A 14,728-nucleotide genomic window follows, 5' to 3' on the forward strand; every position below is an offset into this window, starting at 1 on the left:
TGTGTGCCAGCGAACGGTGGCCCGAGGGCTCGGCGCTCTTCCCGCTCACCTCCGTCAGGCTCAATCCTTATCCCCTCTCCCGGGATGCACGGGACGGCGCCTCCGTGCGGCAGCGCGATGGGGTCACACGATGAACCGCATCTCCGACATCATCCACCGGCACTACGACGACATCGTCCGGATGTGGACCGAGGTGGCGACCCGTGCCGCCTCTGCCCGAGGGCTGGACGCGCCCGAGCTCAAGAACATCATGCCGGCCTACCTGGCCTCGCTCGCGGATGACGCGAAGGGGCAGGCAGTCACTCTCGCCGAGCGGCGCAAGTTCGTGGAAGCGCATGTGGCCGCGCGACTCCGCCAGGGGTTCCATGTGGCGGAGGTCGTCGAGGAGTTCGCGCTCCTGGGCAGGTGCATCTCCCGGATGTGGGCCGGAGCTCCTCCCGAGGCGCGGCCCGGTGTCGAGGACGTCGAGCAGCTCTTCGGCGAGCTGCATGCGGCTTCGGCGAACGTCATCGCCTTGTTCAGTGAGCACATGCGGGAGGATGAGCAGACGGAGAAGCGCTACCTGCGGCTCATCCAGAAGGTGGCGAACGAGGCCCTGGAGGTGGATGCCGCTTCCCTCCGGGAGCGATTGAAGGAGGTCCTCGAACTGGTCATGGAGGCGCTGGGGGGGCAGAGCGCGGCCCTGCTCTTGAAAGAGACCCCGCTTCCCGGGTTCGGCACGGTGGCCTCCACGGGCGTGGCGATGGAGGCCCTGGCGCGCTACGCCACCCTGCAAGGCGTCTCGGACGATGCCCCTGGCTCGGGAGAGGAGGCGGAGGCCACGCCGATGGCTGTGAGCGAGGACCTGCGGCGCGAGGGGCTCTCCTCACTGCTCGGAATCCGGCTGGCCACGCGCTACGCCCTGAGGGGCATCTTGTACGTCGGTATCACCGCGTCGCGCGACTTCACGGCCCGGGAGCGAAGGCGGCTCGAGTCCCTGGGCGAACGGCTCACCATCCACCTGGACAACGCGAAGCTGTACGCGGACCTGCTGGCGAAGGTCGAGACCCTGCAGGAGGAGCGTGTGCTCCGGGAGCGCTTCGTCTCCGTGCTGGCCCATGACCTGCGGGGGCCGCTGTCGGCGGCGAAGGTGGCGGCGCAACTGCTCTTGCGCCGGCCGGAGGTGATGGAGGAGCGCAGGGACCTGGCCCGGCGCATCGACCAGAACATCGAGCGCACCGACCGCATGGTGAGGGACCTGCTCGACGCCAACCGCCTGCGCGCCGGGGAGCAGCTCTCGCTCCAGTTCGCGCCGTGCGACCTGAGGGCCATCGCCCGGGAGGTCATCGAGGAGCTGAGCACCATCCACGGTGAGCGCTTCCTCCTCGTGGCCGAGTCGTCCGTCGAGGGCTGGTGGAGCGAGGACGAGCTGCGCCGCGCGCTCTGGAACCTGACGAGCAACGCAGTGAAGTACGGCGCCCTGGACGAGCCCATCACCCTCACCGTCGCGCGGACCGACTCCGTCGCGTGGGTCTCCGTCCACAACGAGGGCCGGGCGATTTCGCGGGCCGACCAGGAGAGCCTCTTCAAGCCGTTCTCCCGCACGCGCACCGCGCAGACCGGCGTCGCGAAGGGCTGGGGCCTGGGGCTGACCCTGGTCTGGGGCTGCGCCCAGGCCCACGGGGGCCGGGTGCGCGTGGAGAGCGAGGAGGGCGACGGGACGACCTTCACGCTGGAGCTGCCGCTCGACTCCCGGGCCGTCGCCGCCGTGGGCACCTGAGCCCTCACGGGCGCCTCCTGGCGAGGACGTCCGCTTCGGGAGATTGCGCGTCCGGAACTGGCGATGGCCCGAGGGCGCTCGGGGCCCAGGTGCTGCTCGGAGCGGACCCTGGTGTGCCCGGTGCAGAGCGGCCGGAGGTCCCCTTTGCGGAAGCGAGCGCATGTCCCGAATCGACGCAGCAGGCAGCAACGCCCTGGCCCTCGACCCTGTCCCCGATGAGGTGCCTTCGTCACCGCGGACTCCCTCGCAGGCACCCCTCTCCGTCGCCCGCGAGCGCAACGCGGTGCAGCCGTTCAAGGAGCCCACCTCGAAGTCCTCGTCCCCTCCGAAGCAGGGGAGCACGTCCCGGGACACCGGCCCCACCGTGTCGGCCGGAGAGCTGACGGCGCTGGGCGGCAGGCTCCGGGCCCGGAGCGCGGAGGTCCCCGCGGACGTCTACTCGGACCTCCAGTCGAGACTGACGCGCAGCCTCGGCGACTGGACGGTCAGCGACGCGGACGTGCGCACGGTGCATACGCTGCTGGGGCAGCTCCCGCCGGACGGCTACCGCGCGACCCTGGAGCGGATGGAGCGCGATGGCCTCTTGAAGACCTTCCTGGCCGAGCAGTCTCCCGAGGCGCGCGCGTCCTTCCTGGAGCAGGCCCACGCCAAGGGCACGCTCCAGCGGCTCGCGGGAGAGCCCGCGTCGGGCCCGCTGGGCTACCCGGGCAGGCCCGCCTTCTTCCGCAACGACGTGGCCTTGCCGGACTCGCTGCGCCAGGCCGTGAGCGAACACGCCGTCACCGCGGGCCGGACGTACCTGGCCGACCACGCCGCCTACCTCGGCCGCTACGTCCAGGCCGTGGAGCAGGCCCCGGGCCTCCCCGAGCTGCGCAAGCTGGGCCCGCCCCGGGACGCGCGCCTGTCGGACTCGATGGTGGGGTTGGACCGTCAGGACCCCCGGCGGGAGTCGCTCGCGAAGGAGTGGCGCATGGCGGTGGGGACCGCGGGGTCCACGGGCTGGGTCTACCAGGCCATCAACGCTCGACAGAGGGAGCTGCTCGGTGAGCGCACGGGCGGCACCTTCTCGGTGAATGGCAAGGCGGAGCTGCAGCACGACCACCTCCTCCTGGGCGGCGAGGCCCGGCTCGACTCGCGAGGCCGCGTCGACCTGAAATCCTCGGGGGGTGTGGCCCTCAAGGGCGGGCCCGTGGGGCTCGAGGTGACGCGCGATTCGAAGGGCCAGCTCCAGTCGGAGGTGAAGGTGGACCTGGGCCTGTTCTCGGTGAGCCACTCCTCGGACGGGGACCTCAAGCTGTCGGTCGGCGTGGGCAAGCACGCGGGCAGCTACAGCAAGTTGAACCTGCGGGAGGCGGAGTTCGGCGGAGGCGTCTTCGTCGACGTGAAGGGCGAGGGCAACAAGGCCGAGCTGCGGCTGGGCTACGAGATGAAGGGCCTCACGGCGAAGCGCGCGAAGGAGGCCGTGGACCCCAAGCACGTGGGCCTCTTCGCCGAGCCGCCCGAGCTGGGCCGGGGCGTGTCCTGGGAGGCGCTCCCCGAGTCGAAGCGTGAACGCTACCTGCGCAACGGCTGGAACCGCGAGGAGTGGACCCGGGCCCGGAACACCTAGCGTGCGGACTGGGGCTCCTCCGCCGTGCTGGAGGGCAGGCGGGAGGGGGAGGCACCCGGGATGGCGCATGCGCAGTCTCCTTCCATGAGCGCCCCTTCCACTCAGGGGCGAGCGAGGACACGCGCATGGCGACGGAGCGAGCGCAGCGGTTCGTGGAGGCACTGTCGGGTCTGGAGGAGGACGGCGACCTGGAGGCGCTCGTCGCGCTCTTCAGTGACGATGCCCAGGTGAGCAACCTGGCCTCTTCCCGGGTGTTCAAGGGGAGGGAGGGCGCGCGTCAGTTCTGGCGCGATTACAAGGCCACGCTGCGCCGGGTGAAGTCGTCCTTCCGGAACATGATTGAGTCGGGGGACCGGGTGGCGCTCGAGTGGGAGTCCCATGGCACCGCGCAGAACGGCGCGGCCGTGGCCTACGAGGGCGTCTCCATCATCGAATGGGATGGCGAGTACATCCGCCGCTTCTACGCGTACTTCGACCCGCACGCGCTGGGCGAGGAGCTGGCCCACGGCACCGCCCAGCGCTCCCAGGTCCCCTCCACCGCTCCGGCGTGAGGGCCCTGAAGGCTCAAGAGGGCTCGGGCGTCCTGGGCAGCTCCACGGTGACGGTGGTGCCCAGCCCTGGTGAGCTCTCCAGGTGGATGTGCCCGCCATGGGCCTCCACCACCTGCCGGGAGAACCACAGCCCCAGGCCGAAGCCGCCGTAGTGCCTCAGCGGCACCGCGCGGCCGAAGCGCTGGAACAGGTGGGCGAGCTGCTCGGCGGGGATGCCGATGCCCCTGTCCCTGACCACCAGCCGCGCCAGGTCTCCGGGGGTGCAGGTCACCTCCACCTCCACCGGGCGCCCCAGGCCGTACTTCAGCGCGTTGGACACCAGGTGCGTCACCATGCCGTCCACGCGCGTGGCATCCCAGCGCCCGGGCACGGCGCTGTCGGCGCGCAGGAAGATGGTGGCGCCCGCGCGCTCGCGCTCCTCGGTGAAGCGCGTGAGAACCTCCCGGCACACGTCCACCAGGTCCACGGGCTCGGGCGTCAGGTGCAGGCGGCCCTCGGACAGGTGGGCCACCTCCAGCAGCTCGCGCACCAGCCGGCCCAGCCGGTCCACCTGCTGCACGGCGGACGTGGTGCGCGCCCGCACCTCTCCGTCCGAGGACATGCGCCGCAGCCGGGACAGCTGGAGCTTGAGCGCCGTCAGCGGCGTGTTCAGCTCGTGGCTCGCGATGGCGAGGAACTCGTCGCGCAGCTGGAGCGCCTGCTGCGTCTGGTGGAACAGGTGGGCGTTCTGCACGGCGGCGCTGGCGCGGCGGGCCAGCTCCATCGCCAGCTCCAGGTCCTCGCCCGTGTGGTGGCGGCCGGACAGGCAGTGGCCCAGCGTGAGGGCGCCGAGCACGCCCTCGGGTGTGTCGAACGGGACGGACAGCCAGGAGGTGGGGGACAGGGTGCGCAGCAGGGCGAGCGTCTCTGGCCCGCACGCGGTGGCCTCCACCCAGGCGGTGTCGACCTGGGGCGCGAAGACGGGCTGCCCGCTGGCGAGCGCGCAGATGGGGGTGCCCGGGCGCTCCGGGGGGCGCCAGTGGCTGGCGGCGAGCAGGCCGGCGCACTCGGGGGTGGCGGCGTGGAAGGTGCGGCGCACCTCGTGGTCCGGCCCCATCACGTCGATGATGCAGAAGTCGCCCAGCGTGGGGACCAGGCCCAGCGCGACGCCCCGCAGGGTGTGGCCCAGGTCCAGCGACGTGGCGAGCATGGCGGTGGCGTGTTGGAGCAGTCCCACGCGCTCCACCTGGCGGCGCTCGGCGGCGAGCAGTCGGGCCCGCTCCAGGGCCATGGTGGCCTGCTGGGCCAGCATGTCGACGAAGGCGCGCTCCTCCTCGTCGAAGTCGTGCGCGCGGCTCCAGATGAACGTGAGGCAGCCCACCGTCCTGTCGCGGGCGACCAGGGGCAGGCACGCGAGGGATAAATCTCCATGCTCGGGGCGGGCGGGGTCGGCCGCGTCGGGGAAGCGCTCGGCCAGGGTGGCGAAGTCGGAGAGCCACAGGGGCGCGCGGGTGCGCACGGACTGGGCCACGGGGACCTCGGCGCCCAGGGGGACGTGGGTGAAGGCGGCCTGGATGGCCGGAGGGCAGCGCACGCTGTGGACCAGCTCCAGGGTGGAGCCCCGGGCATCCAGCAGGTAGAGGCCGCCGGTCTGGGCCTCCAGGGTGCGCACCGCCTCCACGACGACGGCGCGGGCCACGTCCTCGGAGGTGAGGGCGCCGGAGAGGGCGAGCGTGAGCGACTGCAGACTTCGCATGCGCGCGCTGGCGAGCTCGGCGCTGGCGCGAGCGCGGCGGCTCTCCGCCAGCAATTCGACTCCGGGACCCGGACCCTCGTCGGGAAGGGGCAAGCGGAGGCTGACGGACGAATGCTTCTCCATGCGCGGCTGCCCGATGGCGCAGGTGACACCCCGGGCTGCCACCACTGAAACGCATCCGGAGCCGGATTTCCGGCCTCCGCCGGATGATTGTCGGGCGCCCGTCAGTCCCCGCGCGGGCAGTGAACACACCGGCCGGTGTCTTCCGACCCCGAGCCCGGAGGAAGGTGGCTGTCGGACAGAGGCCGCACCCGCTCATGCGGCTTCCTCAACGCGGAGTGTGGCGCTACCGTCCCCCTGGGCCTCGGAGTCACTCCGCCGGGGTCATCACCTGGTTGGGAGGTTTCGTTCGGGTCCCCTCATGCAGGCCGTCTCCGGCCGCCGCTCGCCTTCCACATCGCGTCCACGAAACCCCTGGCCGGTCCCCGTTGCGGCGACTTTGCAATCGGTTCCGGGTTCTTCGTGAATCACGTCGGCATGATTGGAAGCAGGCCCCCGGCTCCCCTGCCGCACCCGTCCGCCCTCCGCCACGAGCCCTCCACGGATACCCACTGATGAACCGCATCGCCGCCGTCCTCGTCATCCTATCGCTGCTCTCCACCACCACCGCCCGAGCCCAACAGAAGTCGCCGCCCGCCAAGGACGCGCCCACGAAGCAGGCTCCCGCCGAAGAGCAGGCCGCCCCGGCGGAGGACCCCTCGCTGGACTTCGACCTGCTGGAGCCCGCCGAGGACGTCGCCGCCGCCCAGGTGGACCCGGAGCTCCAGAAGCGCCTGGACCGGCGCCGCACCATGCTCAAGCTGCACCAGGGCCTGGGCTTCGCGCTGGCCGCGGGCCTGGTCACCACCACGGTGATTGGCCAGCTCCAGTTCAACGACTCGTTCCGCGGCGGCGGGGATGACCGCAACCTGCTGGGGCTCCACCGCGGCTTCGCCGTGGGGACCTCCGTGGTCTTCGCCTCGGTGGGCCTGCTCGGCCTGCTGGCCCCGGAGCCCTTCGAGAAGGAGAACGCCGAGTGGGACACCATCTCCTTCCACAAGCTCTTCATGTCCCTGGCCACCGCGGGGATGATTGCGCAGATCATCCTCGGCATCATGGCGACGGACCGCTTCGGCCGGCTGTCGGAGACGGACCTGGCCACCGCGCACCAGGTGGTCGGCTACACCACGCTCGGGGCCGTCACGGCCGGCATCTTCACCCTCTTCTTCTGAATCTTTTCCCCCGAGCGCCGTTGGCCTTCGGGGGGACGACCTCGCATTTCCTGGAGACGGACATGATTGTTCGACGACTCGCGCTGCTCACCACCCTGCTTCTCTCCGTGCCGGCCCTGGCCCAGGGTGGGGCCAAGACGTACGCGCTCAAGAAGGACGCCAGCAGCCTCACCTACAAGCTCCACCACCCCGCACACGAGGTGGTCGGCACCGCGAAGCCCAGCGACGGCAAGGCCCTGCTGAAGGCGGACGGCACGCTGCAGGTGGCCGTGCGCGCCAACATCAAGGACTTCGATTCCGGCAACGCCAACCGCGACCAGCACATGTGGGAAGTGACGGAGGTGGCCAAGCACCCCATCGTCGACTTCAAGGGCGTGGCCACGGGGGTGAAGCCGCCCGCGACGTTCCCCTCGAAGGTGCAGGTGACGCTCAAGGGCCAGCTGCTCTTCCACGGTGAGAAGCAGAGCGTGGAGGTGCCGGTGACGGTGCTGTTCAAGTCCGCCACGGAGGTGACGACGGAGGGCTCGTTCACCGTCAGCCTGGAGCAGTTCAAGATCGAGCGCCCGTCGCTGCTCATGGTGAAGGTGGACGACAAGCTGGAGCTGGAGCCCAAGCTGGTCTTCGTGGTGGAGGGGACGTGAGCACGTCGCGACGTGGATTCCTGAAGGGCATTCTGGGAACGAGCGCGGCGGGCGCGGCGGCGACGGCGCTGCCCGGCTGCGCGCCGGACATCGACCCGGCGCCGGTGACGGACGTGTCGGCCAGTGACGCGGGCGTGGTGGACCTGCTCGTCTCCCGCTATCCGGACCTGGAGCGGGTGGGCGGCGCGATTACGCTGCGCGTGGCGGGTGAGGAGACGAACCTCCTGGTGACGCACTCCGGGCAGGACACCTTCTCCGTGCTGTCCAACCTGTGCACCCACGCCGCGTGCCCGCTGGGCTTCGACGGGCGCGAGGTGGTGTGCCCGTGCCACCTGTCCAAGTTCAACCCCATCGACGGCGCGGTGACGCAGCGGCCGGCCACGGTGGGGCTGCGCAAGTTCGTCTCCACCTACAACCCGGGCACGCAGGTGCTGAGCATCGAGCTGCGCGCCGGCCAGGATGGTTTCCCCTCGGCGGTGAATGGCGAGGTGCGGCTGCCCTTCACGCAGTTCCCCACGCTCCGGGACAACGGCAGCTACGTGGAGGGAACGCCGAGCGGCTACGGGAAGAAGATCTTCATCACCCGCGGCTCGGATGGCGTGCTGTCCGCGGTGGACGCGCTGTGCACGCACGAGGCCTGTGAGGTGTCCGCGAATCCGAGCGCGGCGGGCTTCATCTGCTTCTGCCACAACTCGACCTTCACGCTGCAGGGTGCCGTCACGAAGGGGCCCGCGGTGTTGCCCCTCAAGCGGTTCACCGTGACGGAGACCCCGGACGCGGTGGTGGTGACGGGCGTGCAGTGACGACGTCTGGCGCGCGCTGAGGTGCGCGCCCGTGCCGGTTTGGACTCGAGGGCCTCGTGGGTCTCCACATCGTGGGGATTCGCGAGGCCCTTGACGTTTTCTTGGGACGACAGCGCCCAGGGGGCCTCTTGTTCCCCGGAGGGTGCTCGAGCATGGGGGTCGCGGAAAGTGAATCCATCGCAACTGACAGGCCCGGCATGGCTGGGAGGTGGGGGCCGAAGGTGGGGGTGGTCCTGCTGTTGGGGCTGTGGTTGCTGCCGCTCGGGGTGCGGGCGGAGGTGTCTGCCGACGTGAAGCGCTACCTGCTGTCCATCCATCGGCTGGTGGAGGACCTCGAGCACGAGCGGGCGCTGGAGCAGATTGCCCGGGCGAAGAAGGTGGCGAAGGGGCCCGAGGACGACGTGGCGGTGTCGCTCTACGAGGGCGTGGTGCTGGCGGAGCTGAGCCGGGGGCGGCAGGAGGAGGCGGACGCGGCGTTCCAGGCGGCGCTCTTCCTGGACCCGGAGGCGAAGCTGCCACTGGCGGTGTCGCCGAAGCTGAGGACGCGCTTCGAGGCGGTGCGCAAGAAGGTGCTCACGGAGCTGGCGGCGCGAGGTGAGCGACCCGAGCCGTTGAAAACGGAGGACGCCGGGGCCCCGGGCACGCGGGTGGGGGCGACGCCAACACCGGGGGCCTTGGGCCTCGTGGCTGCCAGTGGCGAGGGAGCGCTGTCCGAGCGACCCGTCTCCCTGCGTGAGCGGGCGTGGATTCCGGCGGCCGTGGGTGGGGCGCTGGCGGCGGGGGGCGGGGTGGTGTGGTGGTTGGCCTCGCGGGAGGAGTCGAAGCTGGATGCGCCATCACGGGACATCCACTCCGAGGACGATGCGCGGAAGGTGGCGTCGCGGACGCGGTCGCTCCAGTCGGTGAGCGTGGGGTTGCTGGTGGGCGGCGTGGTGGGGCTGGGCGTGGGGACGGGGATGTACCTGGTGGGGGCATCGCGGGCGCCGATGGCGCTGACGGTGGGGACGGATGGGACGTCCGCTTTCGTGTCCGGGAGGTGGCCGTGAGGTCGGGGCTGCGGTTCGTGGTGGCGGTGGCGTGTGTGCTCGGCCTCCAGGCTGTCGTGTCGTGCGTCGATGTGGAGGCGCGGACCTCTCTCTTCTGTCGGGAGCACCCGGCGATTTGTGACGCGGATGCGGGCGCCCACGATGGAGGCGACGCCGGGGACGGGGGGCTCGACGGAGGCGATGACGCGGGTGACGCGGGCCCCGGTGGAGGCGATGACGCGGGTGACGCGGGCCCCGGTGGAGGCGATGACGCGGGTGACGCGGGCCCCGGTGGAGGCGATGACGCGGGGCCCGACGCGGGGCGTCCTCGATGGGACCGGGCGGGGACTCCGAACACGGCGCGGACGGGGCACACCGCGACGTTGCTGGCGGACGGGCGCGTGCTGGTGGTGGGGGGCTTCTCGAATTCGAGTGGGACGGGTGCCCTCACCTCGGTGGAGATCTACGACCCCAACAATGGTGGCTCGTGGACGCCCTTGCCTCCCTTGCAGGTGTCGCGTGGTGACCACACCGCCACGCTGATCTCCGGCGGCAAGGTTCTGGTGGTGGGCGGACGCTCGGGGGCCACCCCGACGAAGAGCGTGGAGCTCTATGACCCGGACTCTGGCCCCTCACCCCGGCCAGACCTGCCGATACCGGCGCGCGCGAGCCACGGAGCGGTGCTCCTGCCGGATGGGGATGAGGTCCTGGTGATGGGAGGCGGAGCGAACGCGGGGACGGGCTTCAGCGACTCGGCGCGCTACAGGGTGTTCGGAGGCACCTGGTCGACCGGAAGTGGCTCCATGCGTACGGAGCGCAACGTCCTGTCCGTCACGATGGTGCTCAACAGGGTCTTCGCGGTCGGCGGCTACAATTTGAATCGGACCGAGAGCAGCTACGATGTGTACACGCCAGGAACGGGGTGGAGCCCCGTCGGGGGGCCCTTGCTGGAGCGTCGGCACGCCCATGCCGCCGCGGTGATTGGGCAGGGAGAGCTGACCGCGCAGCTGCTCGTCACGGGCGGCAAACGAGGGGATGGCTCCGGCTCTGTCATCGCCTCCGCCGCGGCCGAGGTGATTCCGACGGAGGAGGGCAGCGGTAACGTCTCGATTCCCATGGAGGTGATGTTCGATGCGCGCTTCGCCCATACGGCGACGACCCTGACGTCCGGCGATGTGCTGGTCGTGGGGGGCTCGGAAGCGGACTACGATTCGCTGTCGTCGGTGGAACTCTTCGACTCGAACCTGCTCGCTTGGGTCCTCCGCCCCGCCCTGACGACGGCGCGCGCGGGACACACAGCGACCCTGCTCGATGATGGCTCGGTGCTGGTGATAGGGGGGCACGGCTCCAACGGCGCCGCGCTGAGGTCCGCTGAGCGCTATTGGCCCTGACTCACGGAGGATGCGTGCATGGTGACAGGATTCAAACGGCGGCTGGCGGAGACCATCGCGTGCTGTCTGCCACGCGCCGAGGCTGCCAGGGCTGGTGTGACGACGCGCTCGGTGGAGTTGATGCCGCCGGTCTGCGGGCATGACGGCGACACGCTGGTGCGCCAGTTGTTGAGCTCGAAAGCGGTGCCCGCGGAGGCGGTGGGCTTCATCGTCGAACGACGTCGCCGGGCGCTCGAGCGGCTGAAACTGCCGCTGCCGCCGCTCGGGGATTTGATGGGCGGGCGGGTCTTCGCGACGGACTTCAACTCAGACCTGTGTGGCGCGGCGACGGCGCCGTCGAACGGCTACCTGGATGACTACGACATTCCAGGGTGGGACACCTGGTTCGCGCACGAGCCGGTGGGGGAGTTTGGCGGAGTCGTCTACGGCTGGGTCCCGCCCGTCCTCCTCGAGCTCGCCGGCCAGGGGTTCGATGTGATTCCCGTGTCCAGCGTGTGGTGGGTCGAGGACCCGGAGCTCCGCGGTCTGATGGAGACGTGAGCTCCGGTCCCTCGAGGTGACTTCAGCGCAGCCGCGTCCAGAACGAGCGGCGCGCGGAGATGCGCTCCAGGGCGCGTTGCAGCTCCTCGTCCGCGTCGGCGCGCTGGGCGATGTCTCCCAGTGAGATGATGCCGACGAGCCGGTCATCGCGCTCGATGACGGGGAGCCGGCGAATCTGCCGGCGGGCCATGATGTCGATGAGACCCTGCAGGCTCTCGTCGAGCGTCACCGCCTCCACGTCCTCGGTCATCACGTCCCCGGCGCGAAGTTGCTCCGGTGAAGTGCCACCGGCGAAGGCGCGCAGCGCGAGGTCCCGGTCCGTGACGAGCCCTTCGAGCCGGCCCTGCTCGTCGACGATGGGGACGACGCCGCAGTCCTCGTCCTTCATGATGCGAGCCACTTCGCGCAGCGGGCTGTCACGCCGCACCGAGCGCACGTTGCGCGTCATCACATCGCGAGCCGTCAGCGGCTCCCGCTGCCAGCGCTTGGACGTCCCGAGCGGCGGCGCGCGGTAGTCCTGGCTCCGGTCCTCGCGGATGTGGTCCGCGACGAACGAACGCTCCGAGCGCTCGACGCCAGACGCGCCTCGCGAAGGCGCGGACACCTCCCGGCGCTCCGAACGAGAACCTCCTCGCGAGGACGAAGACACGTCGCGGCCCTCGCGCGAGCCTTCCTCCGAACGCACCACACCGGAGCGCTCACGCGACCGCGCGGACATCTCGCGCCCCTCGCGCCAGCCATCATCGGAGTGCTGACGCGAAGGCGCGGAGAGGTCGCGACCGCCGCGCACGCCGCCCTCCGAATCGAAGTGCTGACGTGAGGGCGAGGCGCCGCGCCATCCACCTTCGGAGCGCTCCGAGTCGGAGTGCTGTCGAGACGGTGTGGAAAGCTCGCGACTGCCACGCCATCCACTCCCGGCGCGCTCACCCGGACGGCTCACATGCGAGCGCGCCTCGAACTCGAGCGTCTCCTCGCCGAGCCCCAACTCCGTGTCGACATCGCCCGTGTGGAACGCGCGTCCCTCGCTCCGGCGCGGAGGCTCATGCAGCGTGCTCGTCTCCAGCGGCAGCGGCGCCTCCTCCCGGGCCCTCCATCCAGAGACAGCACGGGGCGCGTCCCCACGCGTCCGTGACTCCTCGCCGCCGTAGCCCTCCCGGTCCCAGGACCGATAATCCGCGGGCTGGGGCGAAAGCTCCTGGTCCTGCGCCCCCATGCGAGCCCGAGGCCCCACGCCCGTGGCGTAGCGGTCATCCCGGTCATCCCGTCCATAGGGCCCGCCCTGGACACCTCCGCTCGCCCACGCCTCGTCGGAGCGGTCCTCCACCGCCGTCCGAGGCTGCGCCATGCGCAGCGAAGCGGCGCGGTGATAGCGCCCCTCGCGCGACGAGGGCGCCTCATCCCGAGCGGGGTTCCAGCCCGACACATCGGACTCACCCCGCTCGCGAGACCCTGGCGGCGCCGCGTCCGCCGGCCGAGCCGTCTCCATCCCGGGCCGAGTGGCGGCCCCCCGAGCCTCATCCTTGCCGTTGTCCATCCCTCGATGCGCCATGCGGCGCACGCTGGTGACGCCCCCGCCCGCCACCAACCCGCCACACCCACGCGGACCCACCCGAGTGTCCGGTTCCCATCGGCCTCGCACGCCGACTTCCCACGAGCCAACACCCGCGCCGCCCTGCATCGGACACGACGCCAGACCGAAGGGATGGCTCCCTCAACACAGGCCCCGCGAAAAGAAACGCGCGTGTCCCCATCCAGGGAGACACGCGCGAGCTCAGCAATCCGAAGGACGACCGCGCTCTAGCAGCAGGGGTCGTTCTTCTCCTCGCAACAGGCCTGCGTGGTGGAGACCTGGGGCGAGGTGCTCTGCGTCTCGGTGGAGGAGGTGGACGTGGCGCTGCCATCGCCTCCGTGGATGCGGGCGAGGTCCTTCACGAACAGCTCCTTCAAAGTCTTCACCTTGTGGCTCTTCATGATGCATCTCCCGTAGGGGTGAGGCCGGTCGCCGAATCGACCGGTGCGCGGGAGCGTAGGCCCCGCCCGAAAACCCGGGAAGCGTCATGTGTCACATGACTCACCGTGTCTCAGTGCTCACGCGAGCCCACTGAAATCTTCCACCGTGCGCGCGAGGCTGCACGGCGTGCAGCGAATGCTCGTTCAGTGGACGGCCCAGCGCTCCGCGATTTCCTCACACGCGAGCACCACGTCACTGAGTCGGCGGATATGCGCGCGGGGCGCGGTGAAGATGGTGCCCGCGAACACGTCCACCACCTGCACCATCCGATGGTCCGACGGGCCCAGCTGACACAGGTGCTGCTCGGCGAAGCGCTGCAGCATCGTCCCGATGTACTGCCCCGAGCGCTCATCCAACGGATGGTGCTTGGAGAAGTAGAGCTTCATCAGGCCCACGCGCGGGTTGCCATGGCGGTCCATGCGCTGCAGGACGACCTCCGGCCGCACGCTGATGGTGACGCCCGCCATCTCGAGCACGGGGGGCTCGGCGCCCACGGGGCTGATGATGGTGTCCTCCAACCCCAGCCACGGCACCAGGTCCGCGAAGCGCTCCAGCGCCTCCGAGCACAGATGCAGCCGCTGCGCCTCGAACTCCGACTGCGGCACGCTGCACGCGAAGCGGCGCTGGTGCTCGCGGAGGATGGCCGGGTCGAGGTCGCGACACAGGAAGTCCGTAATCGCGAGCGAGGCCTCCGGGTAGCGCAGATACTGCTGCTCGGGCGGGTGCTTCTGGTCGTAGATGATGCGCTTGCGACGAGCGGGGGTGGCGGTGAGGTACTCACCCAGCTTGTTCACGGATACACGAGGCAGCTCACGGACTTCCGCCATGGAGTGTCCTCCCCCTGGATGTGCTGGCGAATGAGCACACAGTACAGGGAGGGGCTGACATTCCAGACGGGGCGTGAGGGATTGCGCGCGGGGTCGGCGGACACTCCATTCAAGAAGAGGCCGTGGCCCGAGGGGACCTGGAGGGTTCGGGAAAGCCCCCTCGGGCCGGCCGTGAAGTCAGTCCTTCTCCTCCTCCAGGCTGCCCGGGAAGGCGGTCCAGTAGAGGTCGGGGAGGGGATTGGTGCCCGCGTCGCTGCGAGGGCCGTCGCCGTCCGGGATGTCGTCGAGGATGGCCTCCGGCGTGCGCTCGGCGGGGTCGATGGGGCGGGCGCGTCCATGGCGCTCGGGCTCGTCGTCAGGCGTGGAGGGCGGGACGCGGGGCGGCTCACGCTCCTCGCGGGGCGCGGGCTCGCCCCGGGGGCCGGTGGGGCGCCCGTAGAAGTCCTCGGCGGGCTGGGTGACGGGCTGTCGTCGCGGGTCCTTCGCCATGATGGAATCCTCCGTCTGGATAGAGTCATGACGCGGAATGCCTCCGGCAACCCGGCTATCGTCGTGGCGCAGAAGT

Annotated in this window: 14 protein-coding genes; 9 read left to right on the forward strand and 5 right to left on the reverse strand. The window is 70.6% G+C overall.

Annotation, left to right across the window (positions count from 1 at the left end; genetic code table 11):
• The first annotated feature begins 130 nt into the window (after positions 1 to 130).
• The 3 genes from LXT21_RS32685 to LXT21_RS32695 all read left to right on the forward strand — a co-directional run bounded on the left by LXT21_RS32685 (position 131) and on the right by LXT21_RS32695 (position 3,919).
• Positions 131 to 1,759, forward strand: a complete 1,629-nt coding sequence (locus tag LXT21_RS32685) for a sensor histidine kinase (protein ID WP_254042128.1) — start codon at positions 131 to 133, stop codon at positions 1,757 to 1,759.
• Positions 1,760 to 1,919: 160 nt separating this feature from the next.
• Positions 1,920 to 3,368 (forward strand): hypothetical protein, encoded by a 1,449-nt coding sequence (locus tag LXT21_RS32690; RefSeq protein WP_254042129.1) that lies wholly within the window; start codon positions 1,920 to 1,922, stop codon positions 3,366 to 3,368.
• 125 nt (positions 3,369 to 3,493) lie between these two features.
• Complete coding sequence (locus LXT21_RS32695; RefSeq protein WP_254042130.1) at positions 3,494 to 3,919, forward strand: nuclear transport factor 2 family protein; 426 nt, start codon at positions 3,494 to 3,496, stop codon at positions 3,917 to 3,919.
• A 13-nt stretch (positions 3,920 to 3,932) separates the two neighbouring features.
• Here LXT21_RS32695 and LXT21_RS32700 read toward each other — a convergent pair whose 3' ends face one another.
• Positions 3,933 to 5,777 (reverse strand): sensor histidine kinase, encoded by a 1,845-nt coding sequence (locus tag LXT21_RS32700; RefSeq protein WP_254042131.1) that lies wholly within the window; start codon positions 5,775 to 5,777, stop codon positions 3,933 to 3,935.
• 491 nt (positions 5,778 to 6,268) lie between these two features.
• On the opposite strand from LXT21_RS32700, the gene LXT21_RS32705 reads away from it, so the two are divergent.
• The 6 genes from LXT21_RS32705 (at position 6,269) to LXT21_RS32730 (ending at position 11,325) form a co-directional block, all read left to right on the forward strand.
• Positions 6,269 to 6,925, forward strand: a complete 657-nt coding sequence (locus LXT21_RS32705; RefSeq protein ID WP_254042132.1) for a hypothetical protein — start codon at positions 6,269 to 6,271, stop codon at positions 6,923 to 6,925.
• A 62-nt stretch (positions 6,926 to 6,987) separates the two neighbouring features.
• Positions 6,988 to 7,566, forward strand: a complete 579-nt coding sequence (locus LXT21_RS32710) for a YceI family protein (RefSeq protein ID WP_254042133.1) — start codon at positions 6,988 to 6,990, stop codon at positions 7,564 to 7,566.
• Positions 7,563 to 8,369 (forward strand): Rieske 2Fe-2S domain-containing protein, encoded by an 807-nt coding sequence (locus tag LXT21_RS45525; protein ID WP_254042134.1) that lies wholly within the window; start codon positions 7,563 to 7,565, stop codon positions 8,367 to 8,369. Before LXT21_RS32710 ends, LXT21_RS45525 begins: the two co-directional genes overlap by 4 nt.
• 221 nt (positions 8,370 to 8,590) lie before the next feature.
• Positions 8,591 to 9,415, forward strand: a complete 825-nt coding sequence (locus LXT21_RS32720) for a hypothetical protein (protein WP_254042135.1) — start codon at positions 8,591 to 8,593, stop codon at positions 9,413 to 9,415.
• Positions 9,412 to 10,785, forward strand: coding sequence for a Kelch repeat-containing protein (locus LXT21_RS32725; protein ID WP_254042136.1), 1,374 nt, complete (start codon positions 9,412 to 9,414; stop codon positions 10,783 to 10,785). The genes LXT21_RS32720 and LXT21_RS32725 overlap by 4 nt, the downstream gene beginning before the upstream one ends.
• Positions 10,786 to 10,803: 18 nt before the next feature.
• Positions 10,804 to 11,325 (forward strand): hypothetical protein, encoded by a 522-nt coding sequence (locus LXT21_RS32730; RefSeq protein ID WP_254042137.1) that lies wholly within the window; start codon positions 10,804 to 10,806, stop codon positions 11,323 to 11,325.
• Between the two features lie 22 nt (positions 11,326 to 11,347).
• On the opposite strand, the gene LXT21_RS45530 is transcribed toward LXT21_RS32730, so the two are convergent.
• From LXT21_RS45530 to LXT21_RS32750, 4 genes are all read right to left on the reverse strand, one after another.
• Positions 11,348 to 12,934, reverse strand: coding sequence for a CBS domain-containing protein (locus LXT21_RS45530; protein WP_254042138.1), 1,587 nt, complete (start codon positions 12,932 to 12,934; stop codon positions 11,348 to 11,350).
• Positions 12,935 to 13,122: 188 nt separating this feature from the next.
• Positions 13,123 to 13,296, reverse strand: a complete 174-nt coding sequence (locus tag LXT21_RS32740) for a hypothetical protein (protein ID WP_170300510.1) — start codon at positions 13,294 to 13,296, stop codon at positions 13,123 to 13,125.
• 183 nt (positions 13,297 to 13,479) lie between these two features.
• The gene (locus LXT21_RS32745) at positions 13,480 to 14,163 is read right to left on the reverse strand and encodes a hypothetical protein (RefSeq protein ID WP_046717154.1); all 684 of its coding nucleotides are present in this window, start codon (positions 14,161 to 14,163) and stop codon (positions 13,480 to 13,482) included.
• Positions 14,164 to 14,340: 177 nt separating this feature from the next.
• Positions 14,341 to 14,652 carry a hypothetical protein gene (locus LXT21_RS32750; RefSeq protein ID WP_254042139.1) on the reverse strand — a complete coding sequence of 104 codons (312 nt, stop codon included), beginning with the start codon at positions 14,650 to 14,652 and terminating at the stop codon, positions 14,341 to 14,343.
• Between the last annotated feature and the right edge of the window lie 76 nt (positions 14,653 to 14,728).

It is taken from the genome of Myxococcus guangdongensis (genome assembly GCF_024198255.1).
Classification (GTDB): Bacteria; Myxococcota; Myxococcia; order Myxococcales; family Myxococcaceae; genus Myxococcus; species Myxococcus guangdongensis.

What these genes read in the sequence shown, in the direction of transcription:
- LXT21_RS32685 (WP_254042128.1), top strand. Translation starts at nt 131, where the DNA reads ATGAACCGCATCTCCGACATCATCCACCGGCACTACGACGACATCGTC.
- LXT21_RS32690 (WP_254042129.1), top strand. Translation starts at nt 1,920, where the DNA reads ATGTCCCGAATCGACGCAGCAGGCAGCAACGCCCTGGCCCTCGACCCT.
- LXT21_RS32695 (WP_254042130.1), top strand. Translation starts at nt 3,494, where the DNA reads ATGGCGACGGAGCGAGCGCAGCGGTTCGTGGAGGCACTGTCGGGTCTG.
- LXT21_RS32700 (WP_254042131.1), bottom strand. Translation starts at nt 5,777, where the DNA reads ATGGAGAAGCATTCGTCCGTCAGCCTCCGCTTGCCCCTTCCCGACGAG.
- LXT21_RS32705 (WP_254042132.1), top strand. Translation starts at nt 6,269, where the DNA reads ATGAACCGCATCGCCGCCGTCCTCGTCATCCTATCGCTGCTCTCCACC.
- LXT21_RS32710 (WP_254042133.1), top strand. Translation starts at nt 6,988, where the DNA reads ATGATTGTTCGACGACTCGCGCTGCTCACCACCCTGCTTCTCTCCGTG.
- LXT21_RS32730 (WP_254042137.1), top strand. Translation starts at nt 10,804, where the DNA reads ATGGTGACAGGATTCAAACGGCGGCTGGCGGAGACCATCGCGTGCTGT.
- LXT21_RS32740 (WP_170300510.1), bottom strand. Translation starts at nt 13,296, where the DNA reads ATGAAGAGCCACAAGGTGAAGACTTTGAAGGAGCTGTTCGTGAAGGAC.
- LXT21_RS32745 (WP_046717154.1), bottom strand. Translation starts at nt 14,163, where the DNA reads ATGGCGGAAGTCCGTGAGCTGCCTCGTGTATCCGTGAACAAGCTGGGT.
- LXT21_RS32750 (WP_254042139.1), bottom strand. Translation starts at nt 14,652, where the DNA reads ATGGCGAAGGACCCGCGACGACAGCCCGTCACCCAGCCCGCCGAGGAC.